This is a genomic window from Gracilibacillus pellucidus, from assembly GCF_033949965.1.
Lineage (GTDB): Bacteria > Bacillota > Bacilli > Bacillales > Amphibacillaceae > Gracilibacillus > Gracilibacillus pellucidus.
Window position 1 is genome coordinate 185,453 of sequence record NZ_JAWZSR010000001.1, and the last position, 15,671, is coordinate 201,123.

General features: G+C 36.5%; 12 protein-coding genes. 7 read left to right on the plus strand and 5 right to left on the minus strand.

Going from position 1 to position 15,671, the window contains the following annotated elements; all coding sequences use genetic code 11:
- Positions 1–79: 79 nt before the first annotated feature.
- The 5 genes from SH601_RS00880 to ppc all read right to left on the minus strand — a co-directional run bounded on the left by SH601_RS00880 (position 80) and on the right by ppc (position 6,645).
- On the minus strand, positions 80–607 hold the full coding sequence (locus SH601_RS00880) for a nitroreductase family protein (protein ID WP_319956330.1): 528 nt from the start codon (positions 605–607) through the stop codon (positions 80–82).
- A gap of 164 nt (positions 608–771) precedes the next feature.
- Complete coding sequence (locus SH601_RS00885) at positions 772–1,713, minus strand: ribose-phosphate diphosphokinase (protein WP_319956831.1); 942 nt, start codon at positions 1,711–1,713, stop codon at positions 772–774.
- A 139-nt stretch (positions 1,714–1,852) separates the two neighbouring features.
- Entirely contained in the window at positions 1,853–2,983 is a 1,131-nt protein-coding gene (locus SH601_RS00890) for a glycerate kinase (protein ID WP_319956331.1), read from the minus strand.
- A gap of 211 nt (positions 2,984–3,194) precedes the next feature.
- Positions 3,195–3,467, minus strand: coding sequence for a spore morphogenesis/germination protein YwcE (locus SH601_RS00895; protein ID WP_319956332.1), 273 nt, complete (start codon positions 3,465–3,467; stop codon positions 3,195–3,197).
- Positions 3,468–3,891: 424 nt separating this feature from the next.
- On the minus strand, positions 3,892–6,645 hold the full coding sequence (gene ppc, locus SH601_RS00900; RefSeq protein ID WP_319956333.1) for a phosphoenolpyruvate carboxylase: 2,754 nt from the start codon (positions 6,643–6,645) through the stop codon (positions 3,892–3,894).
- Between the two features lie 390 nt (positions 6,646–7,035).
- Here ppc and SH601_RS00905 point away from each other — a divergent pair, with 390 nt between their 5' ends.
- The 7 genes from SH601_RS00905 to glpK all read left to right on the plus strand — a co-directional run bounded on the left by SH601_RS00905 (position 7,036) and on the right by glpK (position 15,670).
- Positions 7,036–7,578, plus strand: coding sequence for a glycerol-3-phosphate responsive antiterminator (locus SH601_RS00905; RefSeq protein ID WP_319956334.1), 543 nt, complete (start codon positions 7,036–7,038; stop codon positions 7,576–7,578).
- A gap of 246 nt (positions 7,579–7,824) precedes the next feature.
- Entirely contained in the window at positions 7,825–8,847 is a 1,023-nt protein-coding gene (locus SH601_RS00910; protein WP_319956335.1) for a TRAP transporter substrate-binding protein, read from the plus strand.
- Between the two features lie 38 nt (positions 8,848–8,885).
- Positions 8,886–9,374: a TRAP transporter small permease gene (locus SH601_RS00915; protein ID WP_319956336.1), complete on the plus strand. Its 489-nt coding sequence runs from the start codon at positions 8,886–8,888 to the stop codon at positions 9,372–9,374.
- 1 nt (position 9,375) lies between these two features.
- A complete protein-coding gene (locus SH601_RS00920) occupies positions 9,376–10,680 on the plus strand; it encodes a TRAP transporter large permease (RefSeq protein WP_319956337.1) in 1,305 nt (434 codons plus the stop codon).
- A 22-nt stretch (positions 10,681–10,702) separates the two neighbouring features.
- Positions 10,703–13,096: a glycoside hydrolase family 31 protein gene (locus tag SH601_RS00925; protein WP_319956338.1), complete on the plus strand. Its 2,394-nt coding sequence runs from the start codon at positions 10,703–10,705 to the stop codon at positions 13,094–13,096.
- A 223-nt stretch (positions 13,097–13,319) separates the two neighbouring features.
- The gene (locus SH601_RS00930) at positions 13,320–14,153 is read left to right on the plus strand and encodes an MIP/aquaporin family protein (protein ID WP_319956339.1); all 834 of its coding nucleotides are present in this window, start codon (positions 13,320–13,322) and stop codon (positions 14,151–14,153) included.
- Positions 14,154–14,179: 26 nt separating this feature from the next.
- Entirely contained in the window at positions 14,180–15,670 is a 1,491-nt protein-coding gene (gene glpK / locus SH601_RS00935) for a glycerol kinase GlpK (protein ID WP_319956340.1), read from the plus strand.
- The last annotated feature ends 1 nt before the right edge of the window (position 15,671 follow it).

The window sequence follows — 15,671 nt, forward strand, 5'->3', positions numbered from 1 at the left end:
AATATAAAAATAAAAGAAATATAATTTAAATTAAAAAGTGTCTTTCATCGTACTTGGTGAAAGACACAAATCTAGTAATCTATTGTTGAAATCCTTCATAATGTACAATCTTTTCTCTCGCAATATGTTCTTTCGGTGGTTTTGTCTCAGCAGGATATCCGAGTCCGATAATGGCTACTACACGCCGATCTTCTGGGATAGACAAGATTGTGCGAGCATGTTTTTCACGTTTTTCAGATTCTTCTTGATCTTCCGCATGATAAATAGCACCGAATGCACCAACTAATCCTTGTTCCACTGCCTCTAACCAGCAATAACCTGCTGCTATCGAACTATCCTGTAGCCAATATTTGCTGACGTCTGGTCGTCCAGTGATAGCAATTGCCGCTTTTGCCTGTTCGATCCAAGGCATGAAAGGGGTTGTGTCTTTTAGAGCAATCAATTTTTGGTGATCTGTCACAACGATAATATCTTTCGACGGTAAGTTATTGCCTGTAGGTGCGTAATAAGTAGCATCTACAACTGCTTCTAATACATCGGTTTCGATTTTTTGGTCAAGATATTTTGTTATTTCTCTTCTACTTTTAATCGCTTTTAATACATCCATATGTACCCTCCTATTTTAGTGTGAAAGTTAAGTCTTCTAATAAAAGGAAGACTTACTTCATTTTAACAATAATAACCATGTGTATCTATAAAATAAAAGAGAAAATAGATGAAAAAGCAACCAGTTATTTGGCAGATAACTGGTTGCTTAAAGAAAATGATTTTTTAGTTGAACAAGGAGCTAACAGATTGTTGTTCATATAAACGAATAATTGCGTCTGCTACAACAGGACCGACTGTTAATTGAGTGATTTTATCCACTTGTTTTTCTTCATTTAATGGAATGGTATTGGTAACAATCAGCTCTTTTATATCTGACTCTTGAATTTTATTTACGGCAATACCAGAAAGTACTGGGTGTGTTGTACACGCATATACTTCGGTTGTGCCGTGATTTTTTAGAGCTTCCGTACTTGTAGCAATTCGTCTACCTGTATCAATAATATCATCAATAATAATGGCTGTTTTATTTTGTACTTCTCCGACAATATTTATGGTAGAAGCACTGTCTTGAGCTCCTCGACGATCAACAATAGCGATAGGTGCTTTTAATTGATCAGCTAACTGTCTAGCGCGTGAAACACTGCTATGGTCTGGGGCTACGACGACCACATCTTCTAATTGCTTCGCTTGCAAGTAGCTACCGATGATAGGTACTGATGTAATTGGATCAACAGGAATATTAAAGAATCCTTGTGCTTGTGGGGCATGCAGATCAATGGAAATGATTCTTGTTGCCCCAGCTGTCTGCATTAGGTCTGCTATTAGCTTTGCTGTAATGGGTTCTCGTGCGCGAGATTTTCGATCTTGACGAGCGTAACCGTAGTATGGCACTACGACGTTGACTGAATTAGCGGAAGCTCTTTTTAAAGCATCAATCATAATGAGCAGTTCCATCATATGGTCCTCAACAGGATCATAAGTAGATTGAATGACGAATACATCACATCCTCTAATACTTTCTTCGATATTAATCTGAATTTCTCCGTCACTAAATCTTTTAACAGAGGATTTACCTAGTTCAATACCAATGTGTTGTGCAATTTCTTCAGCAAGTGCCACGTTAGAGCTTAAAGAAAATACTTTTAATTTGGTATTATTGTACATTGATTCAGTCAAACAAAAGACCTCCTTGTATGGTTTTCTTAGTTAGTATGTTTACTTTTAGCGTGTCATTTACCACCAGCGACAATAAAACTGATGGAAGCCTTTTATTATTATCGCAAAAAGCGACGAAGGAAACAAGTTATCTTGCTTTTAATAGTACATCAATTAGATGGATGATTTGTTGAGATTGCTCTCTTAAAAGGGATTTGCTGTTCGTCATGCATTCAGCTAGACTTAGTGGTTTATTGACAATTGAAAAACATCCTGCAAAATGATTACTTAATTTGTCGATATTATTCCCTAAACTACCTGATAATAAAATGACTGGTACTTGATATTTATTAGCAACTTTAGCAACGAATCCAGGAGCTTTACCATATAATGTTTGCTCATCACTTTGTCCTTCACCAGTGAAGACCAGATCTGCTGTTTTGATACTTTGTTCAAGAGAAATAATATCAGCAATTAAACCAGATCCAGATTGTAATTTCCCTCCTAGAGCAAGAAAGGCGAATCCTAAGCCGCCTGCAGCACCACTACCTGCAATATCCTGATAGTTGTCAGTTAGTTGTGCTTCTATTAAGTTTGCAAAATGGTGTAGTGCTTGATCATATAGAGGGATTTGTTCTGGCGTTGCTCCTTTTTGTGGACCATAAACATTACTTGCCCCAAGTTGTCCGCATAGAGGATTATCTACATCACAAGCGATTCGAAATGTCGCTTGGCTAAGTCTAGGATCTAACTGTTCTAATTGAATGGAGTCCATATGTAGTAAATCTTTTCCGAACTTATCAAGAGTATTTCCACTATGATCAAATGCTTTTAAGCCAAGTGCTTGTAACATCCCAAGACCACCATCATTGGTAGCGCTACCTCCAAGACCAATAATGAATTGACGACAACCTTTGTCTAAAGCATGTAAAATAGCTTGTCCGATACCATATGTAGTCACATTATCAGGATTTCTCTGTTCAGCAGGAACTTGATATAGTCCAGCATGCATCGCTGTTTCGATGACAGCGGTCGTTTCATGAATAATAGCATAACTAGTATGGATCCCATTACCGAGAGGTCCGAGTGTACGGATCTGGACACGCTCTCCGTCAGTTGCTGATAAAATAGCCTCAATAGTACCTTCACCACCGTCAGCCATCGGTTTCGTTATAACTTGATGCTCACCACTTTGTAAAAGAGCATCCTTTATTGTATAAGCTACTTCAGTAGCGGTTAAACTACCTTTAAAAGAGTCGGGCGCAACAATAATTTTCATATTTCCCCTCCGTTTTCATCTACACTAATTATGCAATTTAATTAATAATATGTAGTAACTCGTCATACATAAAATAATAGAAAACGTCAGATCGTTTATCTATGTATGATTTTGTAAAAATATTCATTCATAACTGTAGTATAAAATAGATAACGTTTACATTCAATTAAAAGCAAAAAAATAGATGGTGCAAGGCGCACCATCGTAGTTATTATTGTACGTATGGTCGACGAAGTTTCATCGATTTACGCATTTCAAGTAGAATGATCGTAAATGCGATGTGACCGTAAACGAGGTTGGCATTGAATAGTAACCATAAATATTGTTCATTAGGTCCTATACCAACAGCTACATATTTTACAAAAGTAAACCATGCACCAATAACGAAAGGAATTTGCCCAATTGCAGTTTTCTTCCAGTTATCTGCCCAAAGTAGAAAAGGGGTGAAGCTAAAAATCAGCAAGAAAATTAATATAATATTCATACTGAGTCACCTCATTTGTAAAATTTTTTGTAAGTGTTTACAATTATAGTATAACACAAACGTTCAAAAAGATGTAACATTTTATTCACAATTCGGACACAAATTTTAAAATGAAAAATGAACAGCAGGAATACTATACATTAACTTATGCAGACTAAAAGCGAGAATCTCTGCTTAGGTGTGTTTTCTTCCATTCTATTGATGATGAGTGCTGGCAAATCATTCCGCTTTCACCCTCTGGGCACAAACGGAGTATTCTGACGTAGCGATGAGTTATCCACTATCCATCAATCAAAATGAGTGAGCGCATTTCATCGATTATCCAACATAGAGCAACGTAGACTCTCGCTTTAAGACTACGAAAAAGGGGCTGCTAGCACAATCAAGTATCTGATTGTACCGGCAGCCCCTTTCAATATAATTATCAACCTGTATTACGAAGTCCTGCAGCGACACCATTAATGGTAAGAAGTGCTTCCATTAATAATTCGTTATACTCTGCACTATCCTCTTCTTGATTACGTAGTTTCGATACAAGCTGAATTTGTAGTAGGTTCAGTGGATCTACTAAAGGATTTCGTAGTCTAACAGAGTCTTTAATATTTTGACGGTTGTCTAGTAATTCATTTTGACCAGAAATTTGTAAAATAACTTCTTTTGTTACGTCATACTCATCTTTAATAGCTTGGAAAATACGAGTACTAATTTCTGTGTCTTGCATCATATTGGCATATTCCTGTGCTGTTTGAATGTCTGCTTTCGTTAATGCCATTTGCAAGTTATTAATCGTTGCCGTGAAGAATGGCCAATTGCGATACATTTTCTGTAACAATTCAAGATTACCAGTTTGCTCAAGGTATTTTTTAATACCAGTTCCTGTTGCGTACCAAGCTGGTAGTAATTGGCGACTCTGTGTCCAAGCAAATACCCAAGGAATTGCTCGGAGGTCTTCAAATCGATCACTACCTTTACGTTTCATTGGTCTGGAACCGATATTTAAGTCACCTAATTCATGTAAAGGAGTTGCTTGATTAAAGTATTGAAGGAAACCAGGATCTTCAAATACTAAAGATTGGTATTTTTCTAAAGCAAAATCAGAAATAGAACTCATTGCATCAACTTCTTCTTGAGATGGTTCCATACTTGTATTATCATCATTAAGCCCCATAATACCTGTTAATAATGTAGAAAGAGCTTGCTCCAAACTTCGGTATGCAATGCCTTCTAGTAAATAACGTGAGGATAACACTTCACCTTGTTCCGTAATTTTCACGCCATCGCCTAATGTAACAGCAGGTTGTGATAATAAGCTAGCATATAATGGTCCACCACCACGACCGAGTGATCCACCACGACCATGGAAGTACTTAAGCTTAATACCATAGCTAGCAGCAATATCATGGATTTCTTGTTGTGCTTGGTACAGTTCCCAGTTTGCCGTAATATTTCCTCCGTCTTTACTACTATCTGAATAACCGAGCATGATTTCTTGTAAGTCACCACGTGCTTCAAGGTGTTTACGATACAATGGGATGTTAAATAATTTTTTCACCATTTCTGGCCCATTTTTCAGGTCTTCAATCGTTTCAAGTAACGGTGCCACATGGAGACGGCTCATTACCTTTCCGTCTGGATATACACGGTATAATCCTGCTTCTTTTGCTAATACTAATACTTCTAGTAGATCACTAACATTGTCTGTCATACTGATTAAGTACACTTCAATTGCGCGTAAACCGAATGTATCTTGAGCACGCTTGATCATACGGAATGTATTAATTACTTCTAATGTCTCTGTACTGAACTCATCATAAATGGAAATAAGTGGACGTGGATTTTCTAAGACAGAAGTAAGTGTTTCTACTTTTTTATCTTCACCTAGCTCCGTATATTTATCAACGATCCCCACTTTATTTAATACCTCTGTTAATGCTGATTCATGCTCTCCACTATGGTTTCGAATATCTAATGAAGCAAGGTGGAAGCCAAATAAATCAACTTGACGAATTACTTTGCGTAACAACTTCACGGGCTTATGTACGGGATGGTGCAGTTTCATACTTTTACGAATTAATTGTAAATCTGCAAGTAGTTCTTCAGACTTGCCATAACCACGTTTATCATCTTTGACAGTGTATTCAATTTTCTTGAGCATTAATGATAGTTTTACACGATAAACTTCATCATCTTTATGCCAACCGTTATAATCTAAGTCTTTACGATCTTTACGGATTGAATCTGTTAATTCTTCGCTTACTGTAACCATTGAACTAGTATGGCTAAGTCGATCCATCAATGTTTCTAGTGATTCTTTGTATTTTCGTAACACTAGTTCGCGGTGTTTCTTCAGTGTATCATATGTCGTTGTAGCTTTTACATTCGGATTACCGTCACGGTCACCACCGATCCAAGAGCCAAAACGAAGGAAAGATGGAATGGTCCATCGTTTTTTATATTTTTGATATAGTATGTCTTCTAAATCATCGTGAATTTTTGGTAAGACATCAAATAATACTCGGTCAAAATAATATAAACCGTTCGAAACTTCTTTCATAACTGAAGGCTTTTTCTGACGAATTTCTTCTGTTTGCCATAGGAACGTAATTTCATTTGAGATCCGTTCTTTAATCATTTTCTTCTCATATCTTGTATATGAATAATCCCAATTTGTTAATAAACGCGCAATTCGTTTATGAATTTGTAAAATAGTTCTTCTTGTAGCCTCAGTTGGGTGTGCAGTCATAATTAACTCAATCGATAGTTTACCAAGTAATTCCGAAATCTGATCTGGTGTGACATCGTTATTAATCAGTGTGTTTACCCCTGCTTCCAATGAACCTGGTTGAATACTATTTGCATCTTGTGCTTGGTATTCACGACGTCTTCTAGTACGATAGTTTTGCTCTGCAATATTTAATAAGTGCAGATGAATGGAGAAGGCACGAATGACGTTTCTGCGCAGTCTTGGCTCCAACTCATTAATGCGGTCTTTCATTTTATCTTGTGTCGCTCTATCTTGAGTCTCTCTGAATTCAGTGGATAGTGTGCGAATTTCTTTAACCGTATTTAAAAGTGTGTCGCCGCCTTCGTTTAATAACACATCATCTAATATTTTTGTTAAATATTCTGCATCTTTCCACAATGAAACTTTTGATTTTTCCTCTGATGCTGTAACCATATTGTCCCACTTCCTTTCAAGTTTTTAATCCAAATAAGGTGTTTGAATTTTTATATATGCATGGCATGTAATAGTGTCTTGCATTGAATAGCTTGCAATAGATAGTTGGTTGGAATTGGTTAGAGGACGTAATTTAGATAAATGATTCCACAATGCACTGAATCGTTTATGAATGAAAAAGCGACATAAAATAAAAGTGACACTTTTAATATAATAACATGAAATTAAAATTTTGAATATTGTTTCGTTCAATGTTGTCGCAATTGTCTGAAATTATATGTTCATAATCAATCATATAATTAACATGCAAATAGTTGAGTTAAACCACATGTTCAGTTTATGCTAAAAAGGATGAAAGCGCAAATAACGATAAAAGAGGAGATACTTTTGATGAAACTTGAGGGAGTATTACCGGCTGTCCGGAAAATGAAGGATTTTGAATATATTTTAAAGAGTGAACATGACACGTTTATTGTGTTAGAGACAAGGATTGCGCAATTACCACAAATTGTGCAATATGCGAAGAAATATAATAAAAAAGTGTTTGTTCATGCAGATTTGATAAATGGTTTGAAGGTAGATCAATATGGGATGGAGTTTTTAGTAAGACATGTGAAGGTTGATGGCATTATATCAACGAGAGCAAATGTGATCTCAATGGCGAAAAAGAGTAATATTGTTGCTATTCAGCGCTTATTTGCAATTGATAGTTCGGCAATTGAAAAAAATATTGAATTAATTAAGAAAACACAGCCAGATTATATTGAAGTGCTACCAGGGATTGTGCCGAACGTTATTAGTGAAATAATAGAATTAACAGGTATTAAGGTAATAGCTGGAGGCTTAATCAAAACAGAAAAGGATATTCAAAATGCTTTAGAAAGTGGTGCTGTGGCGATAACAACATCTAATAAAGAGCTTTTCGTACTTTAATATATTATTGACAGCGTTTTAATATTCGTTTAACATTATCCATAAGTTAATAGACTAATTGTGGAGAAAAGGAGACCCAAGCTATGTAAGTATACGTTTTAAAAAATGAAAACGCGTACTTTCTTTAGTCGTGGGTCTTTTTCTGTTGGACAGACGATTTTTGTACATGAAATTATTGCAATCAATAATTAGTTTGTTAAACCATTTAATTAAGTTTGGGGATGAAAGTTTAGGGGGGAGCAAGTAATGAAGTTATTAAAAATTGGGATAGGGTTGATTGTATTATTAATTCTGGGGGCTTGTGCTCACGTTGAATCTAATGCTAATCTATCTTCCTCACATAAAGAAGCAAGGGTATTAAAATTAGCACATAACATGAATGAAAGTCACCCGATTCATCAAGCTTTAATGACGTTTGTTGAAAGCGTTACAGAAAAAACAAATGGTGAAATTACATTTGAGATCTTGCCAAATGGAGTGCTCGGTAGTGAGACAGAAGTAGTAGAACAGGTGCAAAATGGTAGCGTTGACATTACGAAAGTGAGTGCTGGTGCTCTAGAGTCGTTTTCTGAAGAGTACTCTGTGTTTTCGTTACCATTTATTTTTACAAGTGACACACATTATCGAAATGTTATGGAATCTGACGTTGTAGATGATATTTATTTTTCAACGGAAGAGAAAGGGTTTGTTGGTTTATCCTATTTTGATTCTGGGGCAAGAAGTTTTTATACAATAGATAAACCTGTAGAAACTCCGGAAGATTTAAGTGGACTAAGCTTTCGGGTAATGGATAGTCGGACAGCGATTGATATGACTAATATTTTTGGTGGAACACCGACACCGTTAAGCTACAATGAAATATACACCGCTCTGCAACAAGGGATGATCGACGGTGCAGAAAGTAATCCAACAGCATTAACAAACGGTAAACATGGGGAGGTTGCGAAGTACTTTTCTTATACAGAACATACAAACATTCCAGACATCATCGTGATGAACAGTGATGTGTGGAATAGCCTATCAGATGAAGAAAAACCTATTATCAAAGAAGCGGCAAGTGAAGCAAGAGAAGAACATACACAGTTGTGGGAACAAGCAATTGAAGAGGCAGTTCATGAAGCGGAAGAGATGGGTGTAACTTTTAATGAAGTAGACAAGGAGCCATTCATTGAATTAGTACAGCCAATGCATGAGAAAGCGATGAAAAATGAAGAAGTAACGACAATTATTAACAATATAAAAGCATTAGACAATGATGAAAACGCATAACTAGAATAATTTCGAAAGATAAAAGGAGAAGTTATCTAATGATGATAGATAAAATAAAACGAGTATTAGATCGTAGTATTATCTTTGTAGCTTCGATATTACTTGTCATTTTGGTAATAGGTGCTTTATGGCAAGTGTTCACCCGCTACATTTTACAAAGTCCAAGTACATTTACGAATGAATTGTTAGGTTTTTTGTTAGTATGGACCTCTTTGTTAGGTGCAACATATGCTTTTGGTGAAAATAAGCATTTAGCATTAACATTTATGATGAAGAAATTAACCAAATCAAGAAAACTTATTATTACTATTCTAAATGACTTGATTATTATCTTGTTTGCTGTAGTCATTTTATTAAAAGGTGGAATAGATGCTGTGCAAATTACGATGATGCAAAATACGCCTATATTAGGTATTCCAAAAGGGATTGTATATTTGATTATGCCAATTAGTGGTGTCCTTATTATTTTGTATAAGCTTCTTGATATGAAAAATTATCGGGCAATCATCAAGAAGGAGTGTGAGTAAAATGGATCCAAGTTTGTTAGCTACAATTGTCTTATTTGGTTCATTTGTTGTGTTATTACTGATTGGTGTGCCGATATCTATCGGTATTGGTTTAGCTTCCTTATTAGCTGCACTGACGTTAGTCCCTTTAGATATGATTACATTTACAGCAACTCAAAAATTGTTTTCAGGAATAAATAGTTTTACACTATTAGCAATTATTTTCTTTATGTTGTCAGGAAGCATTATGAATAATGGTGGGATAGCGCTTAGATTGATCAATTTAGCTAAGTTATTTGTTGGACGGATGCCAGGTTCATTGGCACATACTAATGTTGTCGGTAACATGTTATTCGGTTCTATTTCTGGTTCTGCTGTTGCATCAGCTGCAGCTATCGGTAGCGTCATGAATCCACTACAGAAAAAAGAAAAATATGATCCAGCATTCTCAGCAGCGGTTAATATTGCTTCAGCACCAGCTGGACTATTAATTCCTCCGACTACTGCGTTCATTGTTTATTCGTTAGTCAGTGGTGGAACATCGATTTCAGCACTATTTATGGCAGGTTATTTACCAGGGATATTACTAGGTTTATCAATTATAATGATGGCATACTTTATTGCGAAAAAAGAAAAATATCCTGTTGCGAATAAAGTAACCTTTAAACAGGCGATACGTGTTGTTTTAGATGCTCTCCCAAGTCTATCACTAATCGTTGTTGTTATCGGTGGGATTGTTATGGGGATATTTACTGCAACAGAGGGGGCAGCAGTTGCTGTATTATATTCTGCGATTTTAGCTGCGTTCTATCGTCAAATAAAGCTTTCAGATATTCCAGCTATTTTAAAAGAAACGATTGTCATGACAGGAATTGTTTTATTCCTTGTTGGAGCCTCTTCCATCATGTCATGGGTAATGGCTTATGGTAGTATTCCGCAGCAAATTACAGACCTTTTATTATCTGTATCGGAAAATCCAATTATATTGTTACTGTTAATGAACGTTATATTGTTGGCAGTAGGTATCTTTATGGATATTACTCCTGCTATTTTGATTTTTACACCGATTCTTTTACCGATCGCAACAAATATCGGAATTGATCCAGTACATTTTGGTGTAATTTTAATTTTAAATCTATGTATTGGTATAACAACACCACCTGTAGGTAGTGCATTGTTTGTAGGTAGTAGTATTGCAAACGTTCCAATAGAGTCTGTTACTAAACCATTATTTAAATTGTACATTCCAATGGTTATTACACTACTATTAGTTACTTATTTTGAGTGGATAAGCTTATTGATTCCTAGATTGTTAGGTTTAATGTAAAGATTGGAGGAGAGATTTACATATGATAAAAAATATTCGTTTTCAATTGGAAAAATCAAGAAATAATACAATTACGTTTCGTAGTGATGATGTAATAGCCCATTTATATGTATTAGAGGAAGATGTGTTTAGGGTATATTTCCCTGAAGAACAACATCCGTTGTTAAACAAAACATGGACAATCACACCAGGAGCAGAAGATGTTGCAAAAGAAGGAAGAGATAAAGACGATTTATCTCCATTCGATTTACCAACATTTGAGTTGAAAGAAACAGCAAATGAAGTAGAGATTTTTACTGAAAAGTTAAAAGCAGTTGTAGAGTTAGATGGACTAAAATTTCACTGGTATGCAAAAATAAACAACGAATGGATCCATGTGGCGAATGATCGTAAGACACAAAATTATAATTTTCATAAAAGCTTAGGAGAAGGTGTCTATCATTACATGGAGCGAGACCGCAATGAGTCATATTACGGTCTTGGTGAGAAAGGTGGTCCACTAAACAAAGCTGGTAAACGTTACCGAATGCAAACCATTGATGCAATGGGATATGATGCAGAACATACTGATCCATTGTACAAGCACATTCCATATTATATAACATATAACCATGATAACAAGATAGCGTATGGGTTATATTATGATAATTATAGTGATGCTATTTTTGATCTAGGTAACGAATTGGATAATTATCATGGATACTATCGTTACTATCAAGCAAGTAAAGGAAACTTAGATTATTATTTTATGTTAGGACCTCGTATTAAAGATGTAGTAGAAACATTTTCACAGCTTACAGGTCAAACCATTATGCCGCCTAAGTGGAGTTTAGGTTATTCAGGTTCTACAATGACATATACAGATGCACCAGATGCACAAGATCAATTGAAAAAGTTCGTGGAATTATGCAAAGAGTATGACATTCCATGCGATTCTTTCCAATTATCGTCAGGATATACAAGTATAGGTGACAAACGCTATGTCTTTAATTGGGATTATTCCAAAATTCCGTCTCCTGAAGAAATGATTAATAATTTTCAAGAGAATGGTATTAGATTGTGCGCTAACATTAAGCCTGCGTTATTAAAGGATCATCCACTTTATGAAGAGTTAGCGGCAAATAATTATTTTATCCTGTCAAAAGATTTGAATGAACCAGAAATATCTCAATTCTGGGATGATATAGGTTCATATCTTGATTTCACGAACGCTGATACGTTCGATTGGTGGAAAAATAAAGTGAAAGAACAATTATTATCCTATGGGATAGATTCTACTTGGAATGACAATAACGAATATGAGATTTGGGATGAAAATGCTCAAGCTAACGGTTTTGGTGATATGCTTTCGGTGAGTTATATTAAGCCAATTCAAACGATGTTAATGATGAAAGCATCATATGAAGCACAGCGAGAATTTTATCCTAATGTGCGGCCATATCTGATTTCTCGTTCTGGAGCTGCCGGAATGCAGAAATATGTACAAACATGGTCAGGAGATAATTTCACGGAATGGAAGACGATCCGTTATAACATTAAGATGGGTCTCAGCCTTAGTATGAGTGGAGTGTATAATTTTGGCCATGATGTAGGTGGTTTCTCAGGTAAAGCTCCTGATCCAGAATTGTTCGTTCGTTGGATTCAGAATGGTATTTTCCATCCTCGTTTTACAATTCATTCTTGGAATGACGATAAAACCGTCAATGTGCCATGGATGTATCCGGAATATTTAGAACTTATACGAGAATTGATGAAAAAACGTGTGAAATGGATTCCGTTTATCTATAATGCTATGCATAAAGCACATAAAGATTATAAGCCGATCTTGACTCCGACATTGTATCATTTTGATCATGATGCAAACACATTTGAAGAAAACGATGACTTCCTTGTTGGTGATCAATTATTGATAGCAAATGTTGTAGAGCAAGGTGCTCGTTCGCGTGATGTATACTTACCAGATAATAAACATGGTTGGTATGATGTAAATACGGACAAATATTATGAAGCAGGAACAAATATAACAGCGGATGCCCCATTAGAGGTTATTCCTATGTATGCGCAAGCTGGAGCAATTATTCCGATTCGAGATGGAGAGATTACATTCAGTAATAAAGAGGAAGAAAGAGGAGTGCTCCTGTTTCCGTATCAGCAGAGTGGGGTTGCAGAAGAGTTCATTTACGAAGATGATGGCTATACAAATAAATATAAAGATGGAGATTACACATACCTCAAGGTGAAGATGAACTGTAGCGATGAATGGATCGACATTACAACAGAGGTGGATGGTGATTATCTATTACCGTATGATAAAGTAACTTTCTATTTGCCAAAGGAAGAACACAGAAAAGTGAAAGTTAATGGGCAGGAGGGTATTAATAATCACACTTTTGTTGCAAAAGTGAAAGGGAGATAAATAATTGCAACTAAGAGAAAACGTTGACAGCGCTTTATTTTTAGTGTAGAATTTGAGTTAACAAGTTAAGGATAGTGTCGGAGACGAGGAGTCCACACAGTTTGATGCGTACCTTCCTAGGAAGAGGTATGTGGCAGAACTGTGTGGATTTTTTGTTTTAGGCAGCACGCGTGCATCTCTTGTTGAAAAACAGAACATAATACGTGCATAAGGGGTGAGAAAGATGTCAGAATTTGTAGCTGAGTTAATCGGAACAATGATACTGGTTATCTTAGGTGGTGGTGTTGTCGGTGGTGTAGTATTGAAAAAAACAAAAGCAGAAGGAGCCGGTTGGATTGTTGTTACGATCGGTTGGGGGCTTGCTGTAACGATGGGGGTTTTTGCGGTTGGTCAGTTTTCTGACGCACACCTTAACCCAGCAGTAACATTAGGATTTGCAGCTATTGGTGAATTCCCTTGGGAGAAAGTACCTGTTTATATTGCAGCTCAAATCATTGGAGCTATTATTGGAGCAGTAATTGTCTTTTTTCAATATTTACCTCATTGGCGTCAAACAGAAGATAAAGCAGCTAAGTTGGGCGTGTTTGCAACAGATCCAGCGATTAAGAGTACACCAGCTAACCTTGTAAGCGAAATGATCGGTACGTTTGTATTAGTTTTAGGGCTTTTATTTATCGGTGCTAATGAATTTACAGAAGGTTTAAATCCAGCTATAGTTGGACTTTTAATAGTAGCGATTGGTATGTCGCTAGGTGGAACAACGGGTTATGCGATTAACCCGGCAAGAGATTTAGGGCCGCGTATTGCTCACGCGTTTCTACCTATCATTGGAAAAGGGGATTCCAATTGGGCTTACGCATGGGTACCAGTATTAGGTCCAGTTATTGGAGGCATTTATGGAGCCGTTTTCTATCACGCGTTTTTCATAGGTGAGATGACAGGATTGTTTTGGATTATGTCAGCTGTAGTAGGTATAATATTAGTAATTGCCTTAGTTGGCGAATTAAAAAAACAACAGCAACCATCGAATAGCACATCGCAAACAGAAGCGGTTTAATGAAATAAATTGGGGGAGGAAGTATCATGAAAAAGTATATTTTATCAATAGATCAAGGGACTACAAGCTCAAGGGCAATTATTTTTAATCAAGAAGGCGAAATTGTGGAGGTCGCACAACGAGAATTTGAACAATTTTTCCCGCAGCCTGGTTGGGTGGAGCATGATGCTAATGAAATATGGACTTCTGTCTTAGCTTGTATTGCAGAAGTGCTAAGAAAGTCTGATATCTCACCAGCTCAAATTGCAGGTATCGGTATAACGAATCAACGTGAAACAGCAGTGGTTTGGGACAAAGAAACAGGAAAACCAATCTACAAAGCGATTGTTTGGCAGTCAAGACAGACAGAAGATATTTGCCGAGAACTTAGGGAAGCAGGCTATAAAGATACATTTCGCAATAAAACAGGGTTATTAATAGATGCTTATTTCTCAGGTACAAAAGTAAAATGGATTTTGGATAATGTGGAAGGTGCACGTGAAAAGGCGGATCAAGATGAATTATTGTTCGGTACGATTGATTCGTGGCTCATTTACAAGTTAACAGGTGGTAACGTTCACGTGACAGATTATTCCAATGCATCACGAACACTGATGTATAACATTTATGATCTAAAATGGGATGAAGAATTACTAGATATTTTAGGTGTACCAGCTAGTATGTTACCAGAAGTGAAATCTTCATCAGAGGTATACGGGGAGACGGTTGATTATCATTTCTTCGGCCAAAATGTACCAATTGCAGGAGCGGCAGGAGACCAACAATCCGCGTTGTTCGGTCAGGCATGCTTCGAAAAAGGTATGGTGAAAAACACATATGGTACGGGATGCTTTATGCTCATGCATACGGGTGAAGCACCTGTTAAGTCAGACCATGGCTTATTGACAACATTAGCTTGTGGAGTAAATGGCAAAGTTGAATATGCGCTTGAAGGTAGTATTTTTGTTGCTGGTTCAGCGATTCAATGGTTGCGTGATGGTTTAAGAATGTTCCAAAAGGCTAGTAAATCTGAAGAATATGCACAGCGAGTAGAGTCTGCTGATGGTGTTTATTTAGTTCCTGCCTTTGTTGGGCTTGGGACACCGTATTGGGACAGTGATGCACGTGGGGCAGTATTTGGACTTACACGTGGTACAACGAAAGAACATTTTATTAGAGCAACATTAGAATCAATTGCCTATCAAACAACAGATGTGTTAGGTGCAATGATTGAAGATTCTGGTATCGATGTGAAATCATTAAGAGTAGATGGTGGAGCAGTAGCAAATGATTTCTTAATGCAATTCCAGAGTGATTTAGTAGATGTTCCGGTAGAAAGACCTGAAGTAATTGAAACAACAGCATCAGGAGCAGCATATTTAGCAGGACTCGCTGTTGGATTCTGGGACAGTAAAGAAGAGATAACGAAACGCTGGAAAGTAAATAAACGTTTTGAGAGTAAGATGGATGAACATGAACGAACAGAACTATATGGTGGCTGGAAGAAAGCAGTAGAAGCAACAAGAGTATTTAAATAAA